The sequence below is a fragment of the Acinetobacter sp. YH12251 genome (assembly GCF_013417465.1).
Taxonomy (GTDB): Bacteria; Pseudomonadota; Gammaproteobacteria; order Pseudomonadales; family Moraxellaceae; genus Acinetobacter; species Acinetobacter amyesii.
In genome coordinates this window covers 310,457-331,653 of sequence record NZ_VPDZ01000002.1, presented here as the reverse complement: position 1 = coordinate 331,653, position 21,197 = coordinate 310,457, and the positions used below count along the sequence as shown (strand labels likewise).

Annotated in this window: 17 protein-coding genes; 5 read left to right on the top strand and 12 right to left on the bottom strand. The window is 40.0% G+C overall.

What is annotated here, in order from left to right; all coding sequences use genetic code 11:
- Nucleotides 1-69 precede the first annotated feature (69 nt).
- From FTV27_RS02325 to efp, 3 genes are all read right to left on the bottom strand, one after another.
- Nucleotides 70-372, bottom strand: a complete 303-nt coding sequence (locus tag FTV27_RS02325) for a YbdD/YjiX family protein (protein WP_078190160.1) — start codon at nt 370-372, stop codon at nt 70-72.
- Nucleotides 373-385: 13 nt separating this feature from the next.
- A complete protein-coding gene (locus FTV27_RS02320; protein ID WP_180076960.1) occupies nt 386-2,488 on the bottom strand; it encodes a carbon starvation CstA family protein in 2,103 nt (700 codons plus the stop codon).
- A gap of 194 nt (nt 2,489-2,682) precedes the next feature.
- Entirely contained in the window at nt 2,683-3,252 is a 570-nt protein-coding gene (gene efp, locus FTV27_RS02315) for an elongation factor P (RefSeq protein ID WP_067762759.1), read from the bottom strand.
- 388 nt (nt 3,253-3,640) lie between these two features.
- On the opposite strand from efp, the gene epmB reads away from it, so the two are divergent.
- The 3 genes from epmB to FTV27_RS02300 are packed head-to-tail and all read left to right on the top strand — an operon-like array spanning nt 3,641 to nt 8,528.
- Nucleotides 3,641-4,657 carry an EF-P beta-lysylation protein EpmB gene (gene epmB, locus FTV27_RS02310; RefSeq protein ID WP_180076959.1) on the top strand — a complete coding sequence of 339 codons (1,017 nt, stop codon included), beginning with the start codon at nt 3,641-3,643 and terminating at the stop codon, nt 4,655-4,657.
- A 14-nt stretch (nt 4,658-4,671) separates the two neighbouring features.
- Nucleotides 4,672-6,417, top strand: a complete 1,746-nt coding sequence (locus tag FTV27_RS02305) for a GTPase (RefSeq protein WP_180076958.1) — start codon at nt 4,672-4,674, stop codon at nt 6,415-6,417.
- On the top strand, nt 6,399-8,528 hold the full coding sequence (locus tag FTV27_RS02300) for an EAL domain-containing protein (RefSeq protein WP_180076957.1): 2,130 nt from the start codon (nt 6,399-6,401) through the stop codon (nt 8,526-8,528). Before FTV27_RS02305 ends, FTV27_RS02300 begins: the two co-directional genes overlap by 19 nt.
- Nucleotides 8,529-8,612: 84 nt before the next feature.
- Here FTV27_RS02300 and rpmE read toward each other — a convergent pair whose 3' ends face one another.
- The 5 genes from rpmE to FTV27_RS02275 form a co-directional block, all read right to left on the bottom strand.
- Nucleotides 8,613-8,837, bottom strand: coding sequence for a 50S ribosomal protein L31 (rpmE, locus tag FTV27_RS02295; protein WP_078190165.1), 225 nt, complete (start codon nt 8,835-8,837; stop codon nt 8,613-8,615).
- Nucleotides 8,838-9,054: 217 nt separating this feature from the next.
- A complete protein-coding gene (locus FTV27_RS02290) occupies nt 9,055-9,525 on the bottom strand; it encodes a hypothetical protein (protein WP_180076956.1) in 471 nt (156 codons plus the stop codon).
- A 55-nt stretch (nt 9,526-9,580) separates the two neighbouring features.
- A complete protein-coding gene (locus tag FTV27_RS02285; RefSeq protein ID WP_180076955.1) occupies nt 9,581-10,555 on the bottom strand; it encodes a bile acid:sodium symporter family protein in 975 nt (324 codons plus the stop codon).
- A 223-nt stretch (nt 10,556-10,778) separates the two neighbouring features.
- The gene (gloA, locus tag FTV27_RS02280; protein ID WP_078191833.1) at nt 10,779-11,180 is read right to left on the bottom strand and encodes a lactoylglutathione lyase; all 402 of its coding nucleotides are present in this window, start codon (nt 11,178-11,180) and stop codon (nt 10,779-10,781) included.
- A gap of 197 nt (nt 11,181-11,377) precedes the next feature.
- Nucleotides 11,378-13,522 carry an MFS transporter gene (locus tag FTV27_RS02275; RefSeq protein WP_180076954.1) on the bottom strand — a complete coding sequence of 715 codons (2,145 nt, stop codon included), beginning with the start codon at nt 13,520-13,522 and terminating at the stop codon, nt 11,378-11,380.
- A gap of 184 nt (nt 13,523-13,706) precedes the next feature.
- On the opposite strand from FTV27_RS02275, the gene FTV27_RS02270 reads away from it, so the two are divergent.
- Complete coding sequence (locus tag FTV27_RS02270) at nt 13,707-16,376, top strand: ATP-binding protein (RefSeq protein WP_180076953.1); 2,670 nt, start codon at nt 13,707-13,709, stop codon at nt 16,374-16,376.
- Nucleotides 16,377-16,558: 182 nt separating this feature from the next.
- Here the strand turns inward: FTV27_RS02270 and grxD are convergent, their stop codons facing one another.
- The gene (gene grxD, locus FTV27_RS02265) at nt 16,559-16,900 is read right to left on the bottom strand and encodes a Grx4 family monothiol glutaredoxin (protein ID WP_067762767.1); all 342 of its coding nucleotides are present in this window, start codon (nt 16,898-16,900) and stop codon (nt 16,559-16,561) included.
- 198 nt (nt 16,901-17,098) lie between these two features.
- Here grxD and FTV27_RS02260 point away from each other — a divergent pair, with 198 nt between their 5' ends.
- A complete protein-coding gene (locus FTV27_RS02260; protein WP_180076952.1) occupies nt 17,099-18,310 on the top strand; it encodes an aspartate aminotransferase family protein in 1,212 nt (403 codons plus the stop codon).
- Nucleotides 18,311-18,378: 68 nt separating this feature from the next.
- Here the strand turns inward: FTV27_RS02260 and FTV27_RS02255 are convergent, their stop codons facing one another.
- The 3 genes from FTV27_RS02255 to surE form a co-directional block, all read right to left on the bottom strand.
- The gene (locus tag FTV27_RS02255) at nt 18,379-19,308 is read right to left on the bottom strand and encodes a LysR family transcriptional regulator (RefSeq protein ID WP_180076951.1); all 930 of its coding nucleotides are present in this window, start codon (nt 19,306-19,308) and stop codon (nt 18,379-18,381) included.
- A 92-nt stretch (nt 19,309-19,400) separates the two neighbouring features.
- Nucleotides 19,401-20,231 (bottom strand): peptidoglycan DD-metalloendopeptidase family protein, encoded by an 831-nt coding sequence (locus tag FTV27_RS02250; RefSeq protein ID WP_078191836.1) that lies wholly within the window; start codon nt 20,229-20,231, stop codon nt 19,401-19,403.
- Nucleotides 20,232-20,345: 114 nt separating this feature from the next.
- The gene (gene surE / locus FTV27_RS02245) at nt 20,346-21,119 is read right to left on the bottom strand and encodes a 5'/3'-nucleotidase SurE (protein WP_111884223.1); all 774 of its coding nucleotides are present in this window, start codon (nt 21,117-21,119) and stop codon (nt 20,346-20,348) included.
- Nucleotides 21,120-21,197: the final 78 nt, after the last annotated feature.

The window sequence follows — 21,197 nt, the reverse complement described above, 5'->3', positions numbered from 1 at the left end:
CACAAATCAGCAATAAAAAAGCGTCCCGAAGAACGCTTTTTTCTTAGATTTTTAGCTCGAGTCACTGCATTAACAAGGACACTTCTTCATGTCACCACCAGCTGATGGATAACGTGCATCTACACAGTGACGATAAAATGTTTTTGCATCCATCGCTTCCAAATCAGGATGATGTTTTGCCATATGTTCCAAATAATTTTGGTAATCTGGCACACCCACCATCAGGCGGAAACTTTGCTGTAAACGTTGCCACAAAGTCGCAATACGTGACCAATTTTTCGGGTTCAGAATTAAATCCTTCTGCGACATAATGGTCATTTTAATGATTTTATAAATCACCGTTTTTCCACTTTTTGCAAACTTCAGGTTCATTCATATTCCCCTATTAATGTGCTGAATTTGACGGATTAATTTCAGCTGGGTCACGGTAAATTGCTTCTGCTTCATTCACCGATGGATTTGGATTTGCCAAGGCACGACGCACCACACCAATTGCTGCAAATAACATCACAAATGCCACGATCATAAAGAATGCACAAAGACCAGCATTGATTTGATTCGACAATGCAACCGTATGCATTTCAGCCATGGTTTTTGCAGGTGCCAACAATTCATTTTTCGCAATTGCTGCATTAAAACGATCTGCCTGAGCCAAGAAACCAATCTTTGGATTTTCGTGGAAAATCTTCTGCCAACCAGCGGTCATAGAAGTGATAAACAAGAATACTGTTGGGATAATCGTCACCCAAACATACTTTTGTTTTTTCATCTTGAATAAAATCACTGTACCCAAGATCAATGCCATCGCAGCAAGAATTTGGTTACCAATACCAAACAGCGGCCATAAGCTATTAATACCGCCAAGTGGGTCAACCACACCTTGGTAAACGAAGAAGCCCCAACCTGCGACAGCCACCGCTGTACCCAACAGATTCCCGAAGAAATTATGAGAGTTTTTAACCACAGGAACCACGATACCCACTGTATCTTGCACCATGAAACGACATGCACGCGTACCCGCATCGACAGCTGTTAAAATGAAAAGTGCTTCAAATAAAATCGCGAAGTGATACCAGAACGCCATCATTGAACGGTTATTGAAAATTTCCGTAATAATGTGAGCCATACCAATTGCAAATGTTGGTGCGCCCCCTGTACGAGACAGAATCGAGTTTTCACCCACTTCTTGTGCAAGTAGGGTCAATGCTTCAGGTGTCACCACAAAACCTAATGTACGTACTGCTTCCGCAGCAGATTCAACTGTTGTACCAATCACCGCTGCTGGTGCATTAATTGCAAAATACACACCTGGATCAAGAATTGTTGCACAAACCAAAGCCATGATCGCAACAAAAGATTCCATCAACATGCCGCCATAACCGATCATGCGAATATCTTTTTCATTATTTACAAGTTTCGGTGTCGTTCCTGAAGAAACGAGTGCATGGAAACCTGAAATAGCACCACAGGCAATGGTAATAAATAAGAATGGGAACATTGAACCTGCAAATACAGGACCTGTACCATCAATAAAATGCGTTACTGCTGGCATTTTCATTTCAGGCAATGCAAACATAATCCCGATTGCTAAACCTGCAATAACACCAATTTTCAAGAAGGTAGATAGGTAATCACGTGGAGCAAGCAGCAACCAAACAGGTAATACTGATGCCACGAAACCATAACCAATCAACCACCAAGTTAGTTCAGTACCTGAAAGTGTAAAGAATGGCCCCCAGTACGGATGCTGTGCAATGTCACCACCATAGATAATCCCAGCCATCATCAGTACAAAACCAATGATCGACACTTCTGCAATTTTACCCGGACGGATAAATCGCATATATATACCCATGAAAATCGCAATCGGTACAGTGGCCGCGATACTGAAAACACCCCACGGACTGTTGGTCAACGCTTTTACAACTACCAATGCCAGCACCGCTAGAATGATGATCATCACGCCAAGTGCGCCAAGCATCACGATGATTCCGGCAAATGAGCCAAGTTCTTGTTTTGCCATTTCACCGAGTGAACGACCATCACGACGCGTCGAGATGAATAAGACTAAAAAGTCTTGAACCGCACCCGCAAGAACGACACCCACTAAGAGCCAAATTGTTCCCGGCAAATAACCCATTTGCGCAGCAAGAATCGGACCGACTAAAGGACCTGCGCCTGCAATCGCGGCAAAGTGGTGACCAAATAGAACGCTTTTATTGGTCGGCACATAATCCAAACCGTCAGCTAAGCGATGAGCAGGCGTTAAACGTCGCTCATTCAGTTCAAAGACTTTATTCGCAATAAATAAACTATAAAAACGATATGCAATGCTATACACACAGATTGCTGCAAGGATCAGCCAAACTGCATTGACATGCTCGCCTCGACTGAGTGCTAGTATGCCGAATGAAACGGCACCTAGAATGGCTACAAACAGCCAGATAATCTTTGAAGCCATTCCTGACTTCGGTTGAATGTTTTCCATCTCAATCCCTCATAAATGTTGAAATAAATCAGCTTGATTTTTCTTGTTCGAGGTACTGCTGTTTCTTCCCTTGAAACTCTACTCCTGTTATAGGTTTTTTCATCTAATACTTTGGAATAAAAATTTAAACCAATAGGTATAAAAAAAGGGATGAATCACTTCATCCCTTTCGATAATAGTCTATTTTTAAACCATTATGCACGTTCTAAATAGTCACCAGTACGAGTGTCTACACGAACGCTTTCTTCTTGCTGTACGAATAATGGAACACGTACAACTGCACCAGTTTCAAGCTTAGCCGGTTTACCGCCACCGCCTGAAGTATCACCACGTACACCTGGATCAGTTTCAACGATTTTTAATACAACGAAGTTTGGCGCGCTCACAGTTAAAGGAACACCGTTCCAAAGCATGATTGTGCAAAGTTCATTTGAGTCATCTTTCAACCATTTAGCCGCGTCGCCCATAGCAACTTTATCAGCAGCGATTTGTTCGAAAGATTCTGGGTCCATGAAGTTCCACATTTCACCGTCGTTATACAAGTAGTTCATTTCAACTTCTTGGATGTCAGCAGCTTCTAGTGAATCACCAGATTTGAAAGTTTTTTCTAAAACTTTACCAGTTTTAAGGTTACGTAATTTTACGCGGTTAAAAGCTTGGCCTTTACCTGGTTTTACGTATTCATTTTCCATGATTGAACATGGGTTACCGTCAAGCATGACCTTAAGGCCTGACTTGAAATCATTCGTAGAATAATAGGCCATGACTGGCTCACTCCAAACTTACTAACTTTAATCTATAGATGCTATGGGCTGTAACATGTCATTTAGCAAGTACTGACTGTAACATTGGCTGCCACATGCACATTAATGTGATATTGCGTATTCTAAATGACCAATGCACCATGTCGCAACGAAAAAATCCCCATTAAAGGGGTCAAGCTGCTTAACTTACACTCAGACATTAAAGAACTTTGTTTATACAATGCCCACAAACAGGTAAAATTGCTGTTTACTGAAACTTAATAAATGTTTCGTAGGCTTCATCCGTTGTGAGCTTTATCGGAATTATTTCAGCTTACACTTCAAAGTTCGACGCATTAATTTCAGCAATATTCCCTACTCACCTTTCTGCATTTTTTAAACAATCGGCATGATAAACTATTTATTTCAAGAGCAAAACTGGCAAACCCAATTGAGTGATTTGATAACAAATCCTCAAGAATTACTCGATGTATTAGAACTTTCGCATGATCAGTTATTATCGGGTGCTCAGTTCGCAGCAGATGAGTTTCGCCTACGTGTGCCGCGAGCTTTTGTTGAAAAAATGCAAAAAGGTAATCCGCTCGATCCGCTTTTACTGCAAGTCCTACCGCATCATTTGGAACTTGAAGAACACGCCGGTTTTGTCACCGACCCTTTAGGTGAAGAGCAGGCTAACCAACAGCCAGGCGTATTACATAAGTACAAGTCTCGTTTTTTACTGACTTTAACCGGTGCCTGCGCGGTCCATTGCCGTTATTGTTTCCGCCGCCATTTTCCATACCAAGAAAACCTGCCTAAAAATGACGATTGGCCAAACATTAAAGGATATATTGAACAACAACCCGATATTAATGAAGTGATTTTAAGTGGTGGAGACCCGCTCACACTATCAAATCGTAAACTTCAAGTGTGGATTGAACGTTTATCGACTTTGCCACAAATTAAATTTTTGAGAATTCATTCACGAGTTCCTATCGTAATCCCCAACCGTGTCGATGAAGAGCTGGTTTCTATTTTAAAAAACAGTAGGCTACGCATTATTCTAGTGGTACACTCAAATCATCCATCAGAGCTAGATGACTTCACGTGCAGCCAGCTTCAACAGCTTGTCAAACAAGGAATCACCGTGCTGAACCAAGCAGTCTTATTAAAAGGGGTTAATGATTCTGCAGAAGTATTGGTCGATTTGAGTTACCGCTTATTCGACGCAGGTGTAATGCCATATTATTTGCATGTTCTGGATAAAGTAAAAGGTGCTCATCATTTTGATACACCAGCTCAGGATATTGATTTAATTTATAAAAAAGTTTTAGAGAACCTACCTGGTTATTTGGTTCCTAAACTTGTACGGGAAATAGCGGGCGAAAAAAACAAGACACCGCTTTTTGGGGCTTCAACTTTTTGAGTTAAATAATAAAGATGACCACGCATACTTCAGATACGTTTTACAATCCGACTGAATTAAAGCTGGATAAACTGAGCTTTTGTCCGACCAATGCTAAAGGTCTGCAAGAGTGGTTAAACGGTATTTCAATTTTACAATTGGGTACCTCATCTAAAGCTTTATTCAATGCCTTACTTGAAATCTCCGAGCTGAAATGCCAAGAGATGTTACGTTTTGATTTGGTTCAAATTTTACATCCGACTATGGAAAGTGTGCTCACAAGCTTAGAAAAACACTTTACCAATCAAAGCCTCATTACCACGGATCGTAATGACCAAATCATTGAATTGGCGATGCTTTTACGCAGTCACTTTGCCAAAATCTATATTGATATTGCCAAACGATGTAATCAGCAGCTTAATCAACAAAAGTTTTCGATTTTTTCATTCGGCCATAAAAAAAGCTTACAAACCGCTCGAATTGCATCAATCTACTATGCGTTGCAACAACTGACACTGTTGTTGTATCAACAACATATGTTGTATGCCACACCGACTGCAGGTCAATGGATTGCGGCACATCAACTGATTGAATGTGCCATTGAACACAATTTCTATCAAAGTAATGTCAATCAGTTACTGGGTACTCAACATCAAATTGCAAATATTGCTCAAGCTTATGCACAATTAATCTTATTAGATATTTTCAATAATCATCAGATTCGCCCTGCTGAAATCCAAGGTTTGTATTTATGTAGCTTTGACTGGGCAAAATTGGTTCAAATCCTACCGAAAGAAACCACGCTTTCACGCTATGTTGTAGACACGAAAAAAGATCACCCACCGATTTATAACTCAAAACAAGATCGGTCTTATCAAGCCAATGTATACATTTCAACGCAAAACTTGCTCGATCATTTGACCGAAACGCAAACTAGAAATGCCAATTATTTATCTAAAAATGAAAAGTTATTTTTAACTCCAGCGCTATATTTCCATATTCATAATATTTTGACCAACAACACTGAACGTCGTCATGAACGTTATGAATATTCTGCGCAAATTAATATTTGCTTTAGCTTAATGGTGGCGCATTTCTATCTCTCTAAAGGTAAAAACTTCCACGAAACTTTAGATTTGGAAGGCAATTATCAATTCCACAATGAAGCCTCTTTTGTCAATTCGCATGATTCAAATATGCCAACAGGCATGACTAATGCGAAAGCGCTAGATCGTGAAGCAAAACAGATTCATACCGCTGACGTATTAGATATTAGTGTGAATGGTTATCGCATTAAATGGACTGGCCCTACCCCTGCTAATTTAAAAACCGGCGAATTTATTTTGATCCAAGAAAATGCTCAAAGCCAATGGCGTGGCGGTGTTGTTCGTTGGATCAAACAATCGACTGAAAAAAGTTTGGAATTGGGTCTCGAAGTACTGGCCCAAGATTTGTATCCATGTTCAGCCCATATCCGTACCGACCGCAATACAACAAATCATCAACCTGCTTTATTGGTACAGACCACACAACTTGATCAAGTGTCTACGACCTTAATTTTACCTGGGGCAAATCTCTTCCGAGAGAAACAAACGATCCACCTTCGCTTAGGCAAAGAAGACATCAAAGTCTATCTCACCAAAGCGCAGTTGGTGACGCAAAGCTTTATTCGCTTTGAATATGAATTATTGAATGAAGAGCAAGAAAATGTCGTTAAAGACTTTATTGCGAAACAGAGCAATGAGATCAAAAATAACGACTTATGGGAAGCATTAAAGTGAGAAATCCATTACTATCCAAAAAACTAAAACGTACGGAAACTCGATTACTCATTATTGATGATAATCAAATACGTTTTAACCAGATACGTGATTTATTGACAGACAGCGAACATCAAGTTCATGCCATATTACTTGATGATTTACAAAATTTCGAAAAACAGCTGAATCTCAATTGGGACTTGATCATTTTTGGACGTGCTTATGATTTAAAATATGAACAAGCTTTAAGTTTAGTTCAACTATCGAGCCAACCCAATTTACCGATTATTTTACTTAAACCTGAAGACTATCAAGCAGAACAATATGCAAGTTTAGTCAAAAAAGGGATTTATGACATTGTCGATATTGCTGAACCTGAGAGTTTCTATTTTGGTTTAATCCGTGCTTTATCCTTTAGTCGCCTACAACAATCGCAGCAACATTTAATGGAAGAGCTCGAAACAGCTCAAATCCAAACCCAGTCTTTAGTTGAAGATAGTCGTAAAGCGGTTGCCGTGATTCAAGAAGGCATTCATATTCAAGCCAATGCTGAATATCTCACTTTGTTTGGTCTAAAAAATGAAGATGATGTAATTGGTCTGCCTTTACTCGATCTATTACAACCTACTGACCTCAACGACTTTAAACAACGCTTTAAAAAAATTAGCCAAGGGCAGCTCGATTTAGGACGTTTTGATCTCGTTTCACAAAATATCGCAGTGGCTGGGCAAAACCCACTAAAACTCGAATTTATTGCCGCAGCTGAAGAAGATGCTTTACAGCTCGCAATTGAAATTGGCAGTCAAAGCAGCAATGCTGTAAGCAATGCTCAAGTTGAAGCTAGCCCACAAAAACCAAAAGCATTTCAACAACTCAACCGTACCATCGGCCAACAACCTGCCAATGTAAATGCATTAGTGCTATTTACGTTGGCTTCTTGCTCAGATGCGATTTTTCAAAAAGATTGGAATACCTATAAGAGCTATTTCACCAATATTAAAGACTTCTTGAAAGATCAGACTCATGCTCCATTATTTAGTTTAGATAATGGTGCAATCGTTGCCTTATTCCAAGCGGATAATCAGCTCAAACTTGATTCTAAGTTGATTGGTCTTAACACCCTGAGCAAACCTCAATTACTCAGTGTAAACAATGAAACTTATCCATTAAATTTACGCATAGGATACAGTGTTTTAGACAGCGATATTCGTGATGAAGCACATTTTGATACCTTTATTGCGAAAGCCTTTAATACTGCGCTACCAACCAACCAACAAGCACCTGAAATCGACTTAACTATTCCATTAGAAATTGATATTCCAAGTTTGGATTTTGGTACACCAGAAGCACAAATTGCGCCGATTGTCGTTAGTGATGAAGCTCCTGTTATCAAGGCCCTTCGCAACTGCTTAGAACGCGGTGAAATTCATCTTAAATATCAGCAACTGTATGATAAAGAAGATTCTCATCTTTATACTTATGAAGTAACCAGCGGCTTTATTTTTGAAAATAAATGGAAAGATATCGCCCAACTACGTGAGTTGGCTGAAGACTCTGAGCTTTCCATTAAATTGGATCGTTGGATCTTGGTTGAATCGTGTAAACAGCTACACAACTTTATTACTCAGTTCCCTGAAGCTAAATTAATCGTTAACCTGAACAAGGAAGTGCTATATAACGACCGCACCTTCCCTGAGTTTATTTCAAAACTCATTACGATTATTCGTAGTAAATTGAAGAATCCACTGATTTTACAATTTGCAGAAGAAGACATTCAGCTCAATATTGATGCCGCTCAAAAAGCATTTGTTGAACTTCGTAAAAATGGTGCCGAACTGGCTTTACGTAATTTTGGTCATTCGATGTTTAGTGAATCATTATTACGTCAAATGGATGTTCACTGCTTAACACTAGATTCAAGTTTGACCAAAATGCTTGCAAACGACAAGTCGTGCCAAGAGCTGCAAGAAAAAATTACCACTTATCATGAAATCAAAACTGTTGAAATCATGCTACGTGAATTAAATGACATGACCCTGTTTGCCAATGCTTGGAATGTTGAGGCTCGCTTTATTCAAGGCGATTATTTCCAGAAGAAACTCGACCATCTCATTGATGTTCAGGACCAATAAGGTTCTGAACATTGCCGATTTAAGGTTTATCTTTTTATCGGCACAAAAAAAACGGGCATAAAGCCCGTTTTTTCGTTTTGGATATTAACGTTTGATAGAACGTGACATACCAGCAAAACGTTGTTTGAATTTGTCGATACGACCGCCAGTGTCAACGCTTTTCTGTTTACCAGTGTAGAATGGGTGGCAAGCAGAACATACGTCTAGGTAAATAGTTTCTTTACCAAGAGCTGAACGAGTTTCAATTACGTTACCGCATGAACATGTAGCAACTAAAGTTTCATATTTTGGGTGAATATCGGCGCGCATCGTCGATTACTCCTAAGATTTAAGAAGGTTTAGCTGTCATCGCAATTGATCACTCTTGCATCACTACAAGGAAGGCTTAAAAAAGCAGACCAACACCATAACAGACCATTCTTTTGGCCCACCGAGACGGATACCGCCAGAGCTAAGCACAACAAGTTGGGGCAAATTATAGCTGATTTTTTATTGTTAATAAATAGATATTCAAGGCTGAATCACTCTACTCTTTAGGTTGAGCTTGCTCTAAATATTCCTGATATTGTAATTCGACTGTACGCTGAAATTGGGCTTGATCAAAATGTTTTAATTTTTCAATAAATGCAGGACAAAACGTCGCTGCATTTACTGGCTGTAATGATTTGCTCATGCCCTCTAACATGCCTTGAAGCTGCTGTTTAAATTGTGCATCGACTGGCAAATCAACATCTTTTGCTTTTAATGGCTCTACACCATTAAAACGGACAGCCTGAACCGCAGCAATTAATTTTAGCTTGGCAGCTTGATAAGCCTGATCTAATTCCGTATTCATCTGTGGTTGTCGATCACGACAAAAATCCAACATGGGCTGCAGGCTGATGAGCGGCATTTTTTCAATGACATCACGGTTACTATTTACGGATAAATCCTCTTGGGCATGAACGACTGTGTTCAGCCCCAAGAATAAAATGAAGAAGCTTGTTTTAATTTTCATGATTTTTTCTTTTCATCTATATAAGGTATTTTAAAAGGACCTATTCATCTCGCCCTTATTCTTGCCCACGGCTTTGTTTTGCCCAAAGGTTGGCAATCACACCACAGACCATCAACTGAATTTGGTGAAAGATCATAATCGGTAAAACTATCATCCCCATCGGCTGCCCAATAAATAAAATTTGTGCCATGGGCACGCCACTCGCCAAGGTTTTTTTAGAGCCACAAAAGAAAATCGTCTTTTGATCAGCTCGGCTAAACCCCAACCAACGTGGCACATATAACGCCAATAACATAATAATCGTTAACAGGACTGAGCACGCCACAATCAATAGGAATAAGGTCATACCACTCACTTGATGCCATAGCCCTGCCACCACTGCACTACTGAATGCACCATAAACCACCATCAAAATTGAGCCCTGATCAAATACCTTCACGATTTTTGGCATTTTCTTCATATAAGGAAACACCCAAGGACGAAGGAGCTGCCCTAAAATGAAGGGAATCAGTAATAACAGCGTAATTTGAATAATAGATGCTGTCGGATCGTAGTTATGTTGTGACTGACCGAGAATAAAATAGGCCACCATCACTGGGGTAATAAACATCCCAATAATATTTGAAAATGATGCACTACAGACTGCGCCAGCAACATTACCCTGTGCTACCGAAGTAAATGCAATAGAAGACTGTACTGTCGAGGGTAAAAAGCACATAAACAAAAAGCCCCAATACAACTCTTGCCCTAACATCGGCACGAGGATTGGTTTCGCCATTAAACCCAATAATGGAAATAATGCAAAGGTAAAAGCAAAAACTAAAGCATGTAACTTCCAATGCATTATGCCTTCAACCACAGCCTCACGAGATAACTTTGCACCATGTAGAAAAAATAAAATGGCAATTGCAGCCGTTGTAATATAGCCAAAAATTTCTGAAGCTTGACCACTGACAGGCAAAAAAGTCGCAAGTATGACCATTACAAAAAGTAGAATGGTAAAACGATCCAAAGCCAACATTTTTAGCATAACAACATCCTGTACAAATTTCCCTTTAAAGCTGATCGGCACAAAAATGCCCAATAAGCTAAATTTACCATTGAGTAAATTTCATCTTACTGGGCCATATAAATAAAGCCAGCTTTTCTCCGATATATTCATTATTTTAAACGTTGATAGTGAGCTCAACGCAAAAAAATTTGTAAATAAGAATATTCAGAATTACAGATGACTTTATATTAATGATTGCACATTAATTATTTCGTGCATTTGAGTCTTGTTGGATCAACTCAATTTTATAGCCATCGGGATCTTCAACAAAGGCAATGACGGTCACACCACCTTTCATTGGTCCTGCTTCACGTACCACGTTTCCGCCACGTGCTTTAATTTCTTCACAAGCCTTGTAGGCATCATCTACTGCAATAGCAATATGGCCATAAGCGTTACCCAATTCATAACTCTCCGTATCCCAGTTATGCGTTAACTCAAGTACAGTATGATTTTCTTCATCACCATAGCCCACAAATGCCAAAGTAAAACGACCTTCTTCATAATCACGCTTACGAAGCAAAGTCATACCGAGTACTTCAGTATAGAACGCCAATGAACGCTCTAAATTGCCTACACGTAACATGGTATGCAGCATGCGCATAATCGAGTTTCCTAAATCTATCATTATGTTTGAATACTATAGGGATTTAACATACAAAGTTCAATTTAACTCTAGAGCACATATACCCACTCATTTCAAATATCCACGCCCTAAATCATAGATTTGCTTAGGCTATTTACACGCTTAGAATAAAAAAGCCCATTCAAACTGAATAGGCTTTTTTAATTCAAATTGAATTATAAACTAGATTTCTGTTCATGCTTTTTCAATAGTTTAGCGACCCAAACTACTAAAATTAAAATCGGAATACCAATTAAAGTCGTCATCAAGAAAAATTTCGGATAACCGATATTGGTCACAATCGTACCAGAATAACCGCCTAAAATTTTAGGGGTTAAGGTCATTAATGAACTGAAGATAGCATATTGAACAGCTGTGAAAGAAACACTGGTTAAACTCGATAAAAATGCGATAAACGCCGCGCCTGCAAGTCCTGACGCCAAATTATCAACAATAATCGCGAAATATAACCACAGCGAACTATAAGGCTTAATGACCTTTCCTTTGATATCCACATTCTGTTCAGCACTTGCCAAATTAATCGGTTGAATATCAACACCAAGTACACCCGCCATATTGGCTGATGTATTCACTTGATATGTTAAATCGACACTCTTTTTCACTACATCATTTTCTAGCAGTTGAGCCGTTAATGTTTTTTGCTTTGCTGTTTCGAGCGCTTGCCCTGGAATTGCAGCACTAAAAACACCAGTTTTATCAAGCTTTGCGTCGAATGGTTTAGCATCCAAAATAATTTGAATTTTTTGATTTTCTTTTAACTCGCCTGCCAAGTATTGTCCACGGACCACGATACTATTTGCAGTCTCTTGAGCTGAAATCGTGTTATCTGAAGTCACTGGCAGCAACATCATTGCTGAGTTTGAAAAAGCATTATTCAAATACGGCAAACTCACCTGTACTGGATGTTGATTCTTAGACTGATAATCCGCACTGACTTTAATATTTTGATCTGCAGCCAAGACTGCTTTTGGAATTTGAACTGCCCAAGCACCCGTGTCATCCGGCGTCGCTGTATATTGCTGCCCTGCTACATTTACAGTGACATCGCTCAATGGCTGACCTGATTTGACCAGACCGATAAAAATCAAGTTTGTTGAACTTGCTAAAATCGCACCGACAAACATCAATTTCATAATGTTCATGCGCTGCGCTAGCAAACCACCAAGGAAGCCGCCAACCAAGCTAAAAATCACACCATAGACTTTTACAGCTTCAGCAATCTGCTCTTTGGTGAAGTTTAAATCTTGATAAAACACATTAGAAATGACGCCGGCGATAATATCGGAAATACGGTAAAAACCAATAAGTAACAACAGTACTAAAGCCAGTTTTAGACCATAACGCTTAAAGAAATCTGCAACTGGATTAACCCAAGTTTCAAATGCCATCTGCTTATTTACAGCACCTGATTTCACCAAAACTGAACCGATGCCAAAAGCAACCACCGCTGAACAAATAAAGCGCACAGCCTCTAAACAGAACAATGCAAATGAGTCCGAAATTTGCCACTGCTCTTTCAAGCTTTCAACCGCTACACCTGAATAGATATAACTCAAGACAAAGGCAACCACCGCAGCAAAGAATACCGCGACTAAACGATAATAGTCGGTCCGTTTATAATGCTTTTGTACACGGTCAACTTGCGGCTCACGTATCGATAAAGTTGTAATAATACCAATAACCATCACAGCAGCCATTGCAAGATAAGTATATTTCCAAGCTTCATAAATATAGTTACCTTTGGCCGTGCCTAAATATGCCGCCAAAAATAACGCCCCTGCACCTGCCACGATCATGCCGATACGATAACCTGCATTATAAGTCGAAGCTAAAACGGTCTGCATTTCAGTTTCTGCCAACTCAATACGATAAGCATCAATCACAATGTCTTGCGTTGCGGCAGAAAAACCTAGCAATACAGCGCCAGCGGCCATTTGGTAAATATAGCTTTGTCCTAAAGCAGGATCTGAAAATGCCATAATACAAATTGCACAGATAATGAAAACCTGAGCGATCAATAACCATGCACGGCGACGTCCAAGTTGTTTAGTTAAAAATGGCACAGGTAACTCATCAATTAATGGCGCCCAAACAAACTTAAACGAATAGCCAAGCGCTGCCCAACTAAAAAAAGTCACTGCACTTTTATCAATTCCTGCTTCACCTAACCAAAGCGATAAACTGGAAAAGATCAGTAAAATTGGGATGCCGGCCGAAAAGCCAAGAAAAAGCATAATCAGTGCACGTCGGTCTAAAAATGCAGTAAAAGCAGATTTCCATCCTGAAGCTTGTGTTGTCATGACTCAGTTATTTTTGTCAAAATCGAATGATGCTATTCAAGCGCTTAATGACAACGGTTTCAACAACATTTATGAAATCATTGTTTTATTTTATCGATATTTCGCAAGCTGTTGCTTGATCTTTGGCATTAAACCTGTATACCTTAATTACATATCTCTATTCTTTAGTTTTTTGGATTCAACAGTGACCCAGCGACTTGAACAAATTCACTCTTCTTTATCAACCACCATTAATGAAGCCAACACAAAAAACTTAGCAGAAACAGTAACGACACTAAAGAGCGCTTTTGATCAACCCGAAATACAGAATACTTTAACTAAAACCCAGTTGCAGCCACTTCAGCTGACGCATACACCTGAGCTAAAAAAAATACCAACGTCTACCAAGCGGATCAAACCACTTAATGACTTTTTAGGACAAGATCGTGCCCGAGCTTCGGTCGAGGCTGGCATTGCCTTACCTTACTCAGGCTATAACATTTTTGCTGTAGGCACCGCAGGCTTAGGTAAGCGCACCATGATTAAGCGCTTATTACAACAACACGCTAAAAATATGCCAACGCCTTCAGACTGGGTCTATGTCAATAATTTTAAATTTCCGCGTGAACCAATTGTGCTAAAACTTCCGTCTGGTCAAGCGACAAAGTTCCAAGCGTTATTACATCAAAGTTGGCAAACTATATTAAAACAGCTTGAACGTCGCTTCACCGCAGAAACCTATCACAATCGCATTGAAATGATTCGCCAACATGCTGGTGATGAACAACATCTTGCTTTAGTTGAATTAACCCGAGAAGGTGAAGAGCTCGATCTTAAACTGATTTCTCAGGATGATGATCATTGTTTCGTTCCGATGCATTTGGTCGATAACAAATACCAGGAAATGTCGAAAGAAGACATCAATGCTTTAAGCAGCAAACAACGTGCTGAAATTGCGTCAAACGTCCGTTATATGGATAAAAAACTTGAACGTCTTGGTCTACATCTTGGTGATCTTGAAGATGACGCACGCGATAAAGTTCAGGTTTTAAACCGTGAAATTGCTAAACAAGTCGTCATGCCGCGTATTGATGTAATTCAAAATAAATTCAGCATGGTTGAAGGCTTGGAAGATTATCTGAAGCAATATGCAGATGACATCATTCAAAATGTTGAGTTTGTGCTTGAGCAAGAAGAAGATGACTTTACACCTGGCCTATTTAACCGCGTGCCATCTCGCTACCAAGCTAACATTATCGCCACACACAAACCAAATGCTGGTGCGCCAGTTATTTTTGAAGATTTCCCAACCCATTACAATTTGCTAGGTCATGTCGAACAACTGACCCAAAATGGCACCATCACCACAGACTTTACGTTAATCCGTCCTGGTGCATTGCATAAGGCCAATGGTGGATTCCTCATCTTGGAAGCTGAACAACTTTTAGAGCAGCCTTATGCATGGCAAGGTCTAAAACGTGCATTAAAGTCAGGACATTTAAAGCTGTCTTCACTTGAACATATGCTTACATTGACAGGCAGTATTTCGATTGAACCTGAAGCTATTGATTTAAATATCAAAGTGATCCTACTTGCTGAACCTGATATTTATTACGATATTTTAGAACTCGAACCAGAACTGGGCAGTGTCTTTAAAATTCGTGCCGATTTTACTGATACATTACAACGTAATGACATTAATGAGCAGGCATATATGCAGCTAATTGCTGACTATGTGCAAACAGACAAACTTCTGCCGTTTGACCGTACAGCACTTGCTGCACTGTTAACTGATTCAAGTCGTCAAGCTGAAGATCAAAGCTCTTTGTCATTACATGCCCTCACCTTAGGTGATTTGATTCGTGAAGCACATCATCATGCAGCACTTGCTGGCGATAAAATGGTGACAGAAACACATATCAACACCGCTCTTGATCATCGTAAATACCGTCTAGGCTACTTACGTGAATTATATTGGCAAGATCTCACTCGCGGTACACAGTTAATCGAAACCAAAGGTCATCGATTCGGGCAGATTAACGCCCTCTCTGTGATTCAATATGCTGATGTTGAATTTGGTTTACCGTCACGTTTAACGGCTTCGGTTTATCAAGGTGGCGGCGATATTTTAGATATCGAGCGTAGTGTAGAACTCGGTGGTTCTTTACATGCCAAAGGCGTCCTGCTGATGTCGAGTTTCTTAAAGGCACACTTTGGTCGTGAACAAATTTTACATTTTTCTGCTGCCCTTGCCTTTGAGCAAAGCTATGGCCAAGTAGATGGCGACAGCGCAACTGTTGCAGAGCTTTCAGCTCTTATTTCCGCTATTAGCCAATTACCGATCGATCAATCATGGGCAATCACTGGCTCAATGAACCAATTGGGTCAAGTTCAACCGATTGGTGGTGTAAATGCCAAGATTGAAGGCTTCTATGATGCATGTAAATTACAAGGGCTAACAGGCAAGCAAGGTGTGATTATTCCACGCCAAAATATGCAGCACTTAATGTTACGTAAAGATGTGATTGAAGCTGTGCAAAAAGGTCAATTCCATATTCACGCCATAGATACCATTGACCAAGCATTAGAAATTTTGATGGCGCGTCCAGTAGGTACTCTTGATAAAAAAGGTCGTTATAGCAAAGGCTCAATCTACGCTGCTGTCATGGAGCAACTTGAGTACTGGCAAGCGATTGAAGATGGTGCTGAGTTTGAGGAAGAAGAGCCAAAGAAAAAGAAAAAAAAGAAGAAGTCAAAAAAGGACAAAGATAAAAAGGCAAAGAAGTCTGAAGCTCAAGACAGTACTGCTAAAAATGGGACTGCTGAAAACGAGCAACGTGTTGAAGAAAGTCCGACTGAAGACAATCCGTCATAAATGTTCGATTAGATTATTCATTTGTTGATTTTTCCACCATTCATTGCACTTTAAATGCCTTTGAAATGGTGGAAAAACGCATAACCCCAGACTTTTTAGATAATTAAGTCATAAAAAAAGCGCCTTAAAGGCGCTATTTTTTATCTGTATCCAATGATTAAAATCATCAAATACATATCCAATTAAGCTTCCGGAGCTGGGCTATATTGTTCAACTAAAGGTTGTAATTCACCTTTTTGGAACATATCAAGCATAATGTCGCTACCACCGATCAACTCACCATTGATCCATAATTGTGGGAAAGTCGGCCAGTTTGCAATTTGTGGAAGAGTTGCGCGAATATCTTGATTTTCAAGAATATTTACATAAGCAAACGGACGACCAATTTGACTGAGCGCTTCTACTGCACGCGCAGAGAAACCACACTGTGGAAACTGTGGAGTGCCTTTCATGTAAAGTAGAACTGCGTGTTTAGCAATTTGGTCACGAATTAACGCTTCTGTATCGCGTGCTTGTTCAGTCATTGATATATCCTCAATAAATCTGCTTCGCATTATACCCAAAACTGAGTAAAACAATATGACTAAAGCAATATTTCACGTTTTATTTACATTTCAGCTTTTCAAGTGGGTCATATTTTGCTTATATAGACCTCTTGATGCTCATATATATATGGCGTCTCCTCTATATTATTTCAATCACCTGACAAATTAGAGTTAGTCATGAATAACATTACCCTTGCCCCAGTACAAACTGATCAACCATCGCACTTGATGCCAGTATTTGGCCGCCAACCGATCAGCTTTGTCCGAGGTCAAGGTGCTCACCTGTATACCGCAGATGGCACAGAATACTTAGACGCACTGACAGGGATCGCTGTTTGTGGTTTAGGTCACTCACATCCTGCAATTACAGCTGCCATTGCTGAACAGGCAGCGACCCTCATTCATACCAGTAACTTATTTGAAGTGCCTTGGCAAACGGCTGCTGCGCAAAAATTAGCTGAAGTTGCGGGTATGGAAGAAGTTTTCTTCTCAAATAGTGGTGCAGAATCAAATGAAGGTGCAATCAAAATTGCACGTAAATTTGGTCATATGCAAGGTGTTGCAAGCCCTAAAATTATTGTTGCTGATCATTCATTCCATGGTCGTACGATGGCGACATTATCTGCAACAGGTAATAAAAAAGTTCAGGAAGGTTTTGGCCCACTAGTTGAAGGTTTCATTCGTGTGCCTTTCGGTGATATTGAAGCAATTGAAGAAGCGGCGATTCACCACCCAGACATCGTAGCGATTTTGGTTGAGCCGATCCAAGGCGAAGGTGGCGTCAACACGGCTCCTCAAGGTTTTAGCTACCTCGAAGAAATTCGTCGTATCTGTAACCAACACAACTGGTTAATGATGCTTGATGAAGTGCAAACAGGTAACGGCCGTACTGGTAAATACTTTGCATATCAACACACCAATATTATTCCTGACGTGCTAACTACAGCAAAAGGTCTAGGTAATGGCTTCCCTATCGGCGCAGTCATGACTCAAGGTCGTGGTGTTGGCGTTTTAACAGCGGGTAACCACGGTTCAACTTATAGCGGTACAGCATTAGGTTCACGTGTGGTTTATACCGTGATTGATACCATTCAAAAGGAAAACCTTGTTGAAAATGCTGCAAATATGGGTGCGTATCTTGTTGAGCAATTCACAGAGCAACTTGCAGAGCAAAACGTAACTGTTCGTGGTTTTGGTTTAATGGTCGGCATTGAATTACCTAAAGCATGTGGCGAACTTGTGAATATTGCACGTGATGAGCATCACTTGATTATTAACGTAACAGCAGGCTCTGTGATTCGTTTATTACCTACGCTGAACATCAATAAAAAACAAGCGGATATCTTAATTGAACGCATTGTTAAAATGGTGAAAAACTTTCTAGCGTAATTTGTGCCGAAAGTAAAAAAAGCCGCTGATTGCGGCTTTTTTTATATCTTTTTAAACCTTTTTTGTTTTTATGAGGCTTCTTGGTATACACGTCCGCCTGGTAATTGACTGAAATACAATTTTAATGCATCTAGGCAACGATGAATCTTGGTAGGCTGTTGATCACGTTTAGACATCACCGCATATAGAGTAAATGATGGTAAACGCCATTCTGGTAAAACTTCAACAAGAGAACCGTTTAATAAGTCTTTTTGCGTATCTAGATATAATATTCTTGCAATGCCATGTCCTTGTTGACACATTGCTTTTGCAGCAAATACATTATTTGTTGTAAATCGGGAGTGCACATCCAATGCAACCTGTTCTTTAGTCACTGCATTTTCAAATGCAAAATGCTGAAAGTTTCTAACCAAATTTATTTGAACTATATCATGATTTTGTAAATCTTCTGGTCGTGTAATTAAACTGGTTTGGTTGATATAGCTTGGTGCTGCAACGAGAACTTGTTCAACATGTGCCAATGGCACCACATGAAACTGTTGATCATCAATTTTTGAACTCATTCGTAGCGCAATATCAATGCGGCCATCAATTAAGTCGATATATTGATTATCTGCTTCTAGATGAACGGATAAACCGCGATGTGCCGACATCCAATGTGACAATGCAGGAATCACATGATTCGCACAAAGTTCTGGTGTTGATGCAATACGTAATTCACCGACTAAGTCGTCACGAAGTTCATTGATACGAATTTTGCCGCGCTCTGCGGCAGATAGCATCTCTTGGCAACTATGAAAAAAAGCTTGTCCAGCTTCTGTCAAACTTAACTTACGTGTTGAACGATGTAAAAGAATGACTTCCATATCCTGCTCTAGTGAGCGGATTTGCTGACTCACGGCACTCGTGGTAATACCTAACTCACGAGCAGCACCGCTAAACGAATTTTTTTCCACAACGCAAGCAAAGACACCCATTGCTCGAAGTTGATCTAACATAAATTTCCCTCATAAACTTATGAGAAGCTTCATCTTTCGATAAAAGCAACTCATTGTATTATACGGGGATATTTTGCTTTTGCATTATATATTTAATTATTTGGTAAAACTGAAGTTGGATTGATTGGTTTACCATCTAAACGCACTTGGAACTCAAGCATCGTGCGGTTGGTACCCGATGAACCCATCTCACCAATTTGCTGCCCTGCTTTCACAGTATCGCCACTTTTGACATTCATTTTACTGTTATGTGCATATGCAGTGATATAGCCATTAATATGCTTCACCAAAATTAAATTGCCGTACTCTTTAAGACCATCGGCGGCATAGACCACTTGACCATCAGCTGCTGCAAAAATAGGATCACCTGTATTACCTGCGTAACGTGTTCCTTTCACATTTGATGCTAAATTATAGCCTTGTAATACCGTAGGACGCGATACTGGACTCACCCAACGTAAACTTGAAGAACTGACCACCGGCGTTGGAACTGTAGTTCGCGTCACTGTCGATGGAGTGGTTGAAGCTTGAGTCACGGGCGCTGTTTGCGTTGGCATTGCAATCGTTTGGCGTTGAATTGGTGCCGCTTGAGTCATGGCTTGTGTAGACGTCGTACGACGAGAGCCACTATTTTTAAGGCGAATGGATTGTCCAACATAGATGCGATAAGGCTGGGCAATATCGTTCATTTCTGCGATGCTGACATAGCTCAAGCCATAGCGAGCTGCAATGCCACTTAAAGTATCTCCCGAACGAACTGTATAATAATCCGGAGCAGTCGCATAACGGGTCGCATTATTAATTTGTGGTTTTGACGCACAGCCAGTCATGACCAAAGTTGTAACCACAGCAGCAGATAAAACAAGGGTCTTAAATAATGCTGCAGGAGCGGTAATAACGCGATATTGTGACACCAGGGACATCATCTTCCTCACTAATAATTCAAATATAGTCATTATGAATGGGCTAAGATTAGCAAAAATCCACTCTAAAAAAGTTGCGGCATAACCATTTTCACAAAGTTATAACACTAATACTTAAATTTTAGATAACTCTGCGTGTAAGTTATTCAAAATCTCATAGTTTGTAGCATCCATTTGTATAGGCGTTACACTGACATAACCATTTGCCACGGCAAAGAAATCTGACTCGATATCGGTTAAGCCTTTCTTAGGCTCTGCCACTGCCTCGCCTGCCAATCCAATCCAATAGACTTGACGACCACGCGGGTCTACATGACTGGTAATCGGTTTGGACTGTAAACGTCTTCCTTGATAGGTCACTTTGGTGCCTTGAAGTTCAGCAACATCTGGAATATTAATATTAAAAATATGTCGTGCAGGTAGCGCGGGTAGTCCATTGGCAATAAAATCATGCACCCATTGCGCGGCGACTGCATAATCTTCTGGGTTATTATAACTACGCACATTTGGCCCAGCCAAAGACACGGCTAGCGCAGGTTGTTTCATTAAACGGCCTTCAAATGCCGCACCCACTGTCCCTGAATACAGCACATCATCACCCAGATTTGCGCCACTATTGATTCCACTCACCACCAGATCAAATTCAAAATCAAACAGACCATTCATTGATAAATACACACAGTCCGCAGGTGTACCATTTACCGCCCACATATTCGGTGCAATTTCGACAGGTCGTAATGGTCGATCTAAAGTTAAAGCACTTGAAAAACCGCTGCGTTCGCTTTCAGGCGCCACAATCACCACACGACCGAGAGGACGCAATGCATGTGCTAAAGCTTGGATACCGGGAGCAAAAACGCCATCATCATTGGCAATTAAAATATTCACAACTAAATTTCCATTACTAAAAAATTAAAAATGACTCGCAAGAACATTTTATTGAAATATATGAATAATTATATATAT

Bases quoted from the DNA above. Each gene is read 5' to 3' on its own strand.
- FTV27_RS02250 (WP_078191836.1), bottom strand. From the start codon at position 20,231: ATGTCCCTGGTGTCACAATATCGCGTTATTACCGCTCCTGCAGCATTA.
- FTV27_RS02260 (WP_180076952.1), top strand. From the start codon at position 17,099: ATGAATAACATTACCCTTGCCCCAGTACAAACTGATCAACCATCGCAC.
- FTV27_RS02325 (WP_078190160.1), bottom strand. From the start codon at position 372: ATGAACCTGAAGTTTGCAAAAAGTGGAAAAACGGTGATTTATAAAATC.
- FTV27_RS02255 (WP_180076951.1), bottom strand. From the start codon at position 19,308: ATGTTAGATCAACTTCGAGCAATGGGTGTCTTTGCTTGCGTTGTGGAA.
- FTV27_RS02290 (WP_180076956.1), bottom strand. From the start codon at position 9,525: ATGAAAATTAAAACAAGCTTCTTCATTTTATTCTTGGGGCTGAACACA.
- rpmE (WP_078190165.1), bottom strand. From the start codon at position 8,837: ATGCGCGCCGATATTCACCCAAAATATGAAACTTTAGTTGCTACATGT.
- gloA (WP_078191833.1), bottom strand. From the start codon at position 11,180: ATGCGCATGCTGCATACCATGTTACGTGTAGGCAATTTAGAGCGTTCA.
- FTV27_RS02275 (WP_180076954.1), bottom strand. From the start codon at position 13,522: ATGACAACACAAGCTTCAGGATGGAAATCTGCTTTTACTGCATTTTTA.
- efp (WP_067762759.1), bottom strand. From the start codon at position 3,252: ATGGCCTATTATTCTACGAATGATTTCAAGTCAGGCCTTAAGGTCATG.
- epmB (WP_180076959.1), top strand. From the start codon at position 3,641: ATGATAAACTATTTATTTCAAGAGCAAAACTGGCAAACCCAATTGAGT.
- FTV27_RS02285 (WP_180076955.1), bottom strand. From the start codon at position 10,555: ATGCTAAAAATGTTGGCTTTGGATCGTTTTACCATTCTACTTTTTGTA.
- FTV27_RS02320 (WP_180076960.1), bottom strand. From the start codon at position 2,488: ATGGAAAACATTCAACCGAAGTCAGGAATGGCTTCAAAGATTATCTGG.
- FTV27_RS02300 (WP_180076957.1), top strand. From the start codon at position 6,399: ATGGGAAGCATTAAAGTGAGAAATCCATTACTATCCAAAAAACTAAAA.
- grxD (WP_067762767.1), bottom strand. From the start codon at position 16,900: ATGACTGAACAAGCACGCGATACAGAAGCGTTAATTCGTGACCAAATT.
- FTV27_RS02305 (WP_180076958.1), top strand. From the start codon at position 4,672: ATGACCACGCATACTTCAGATACGTTTTACAATCCGACTGAATTAAAG.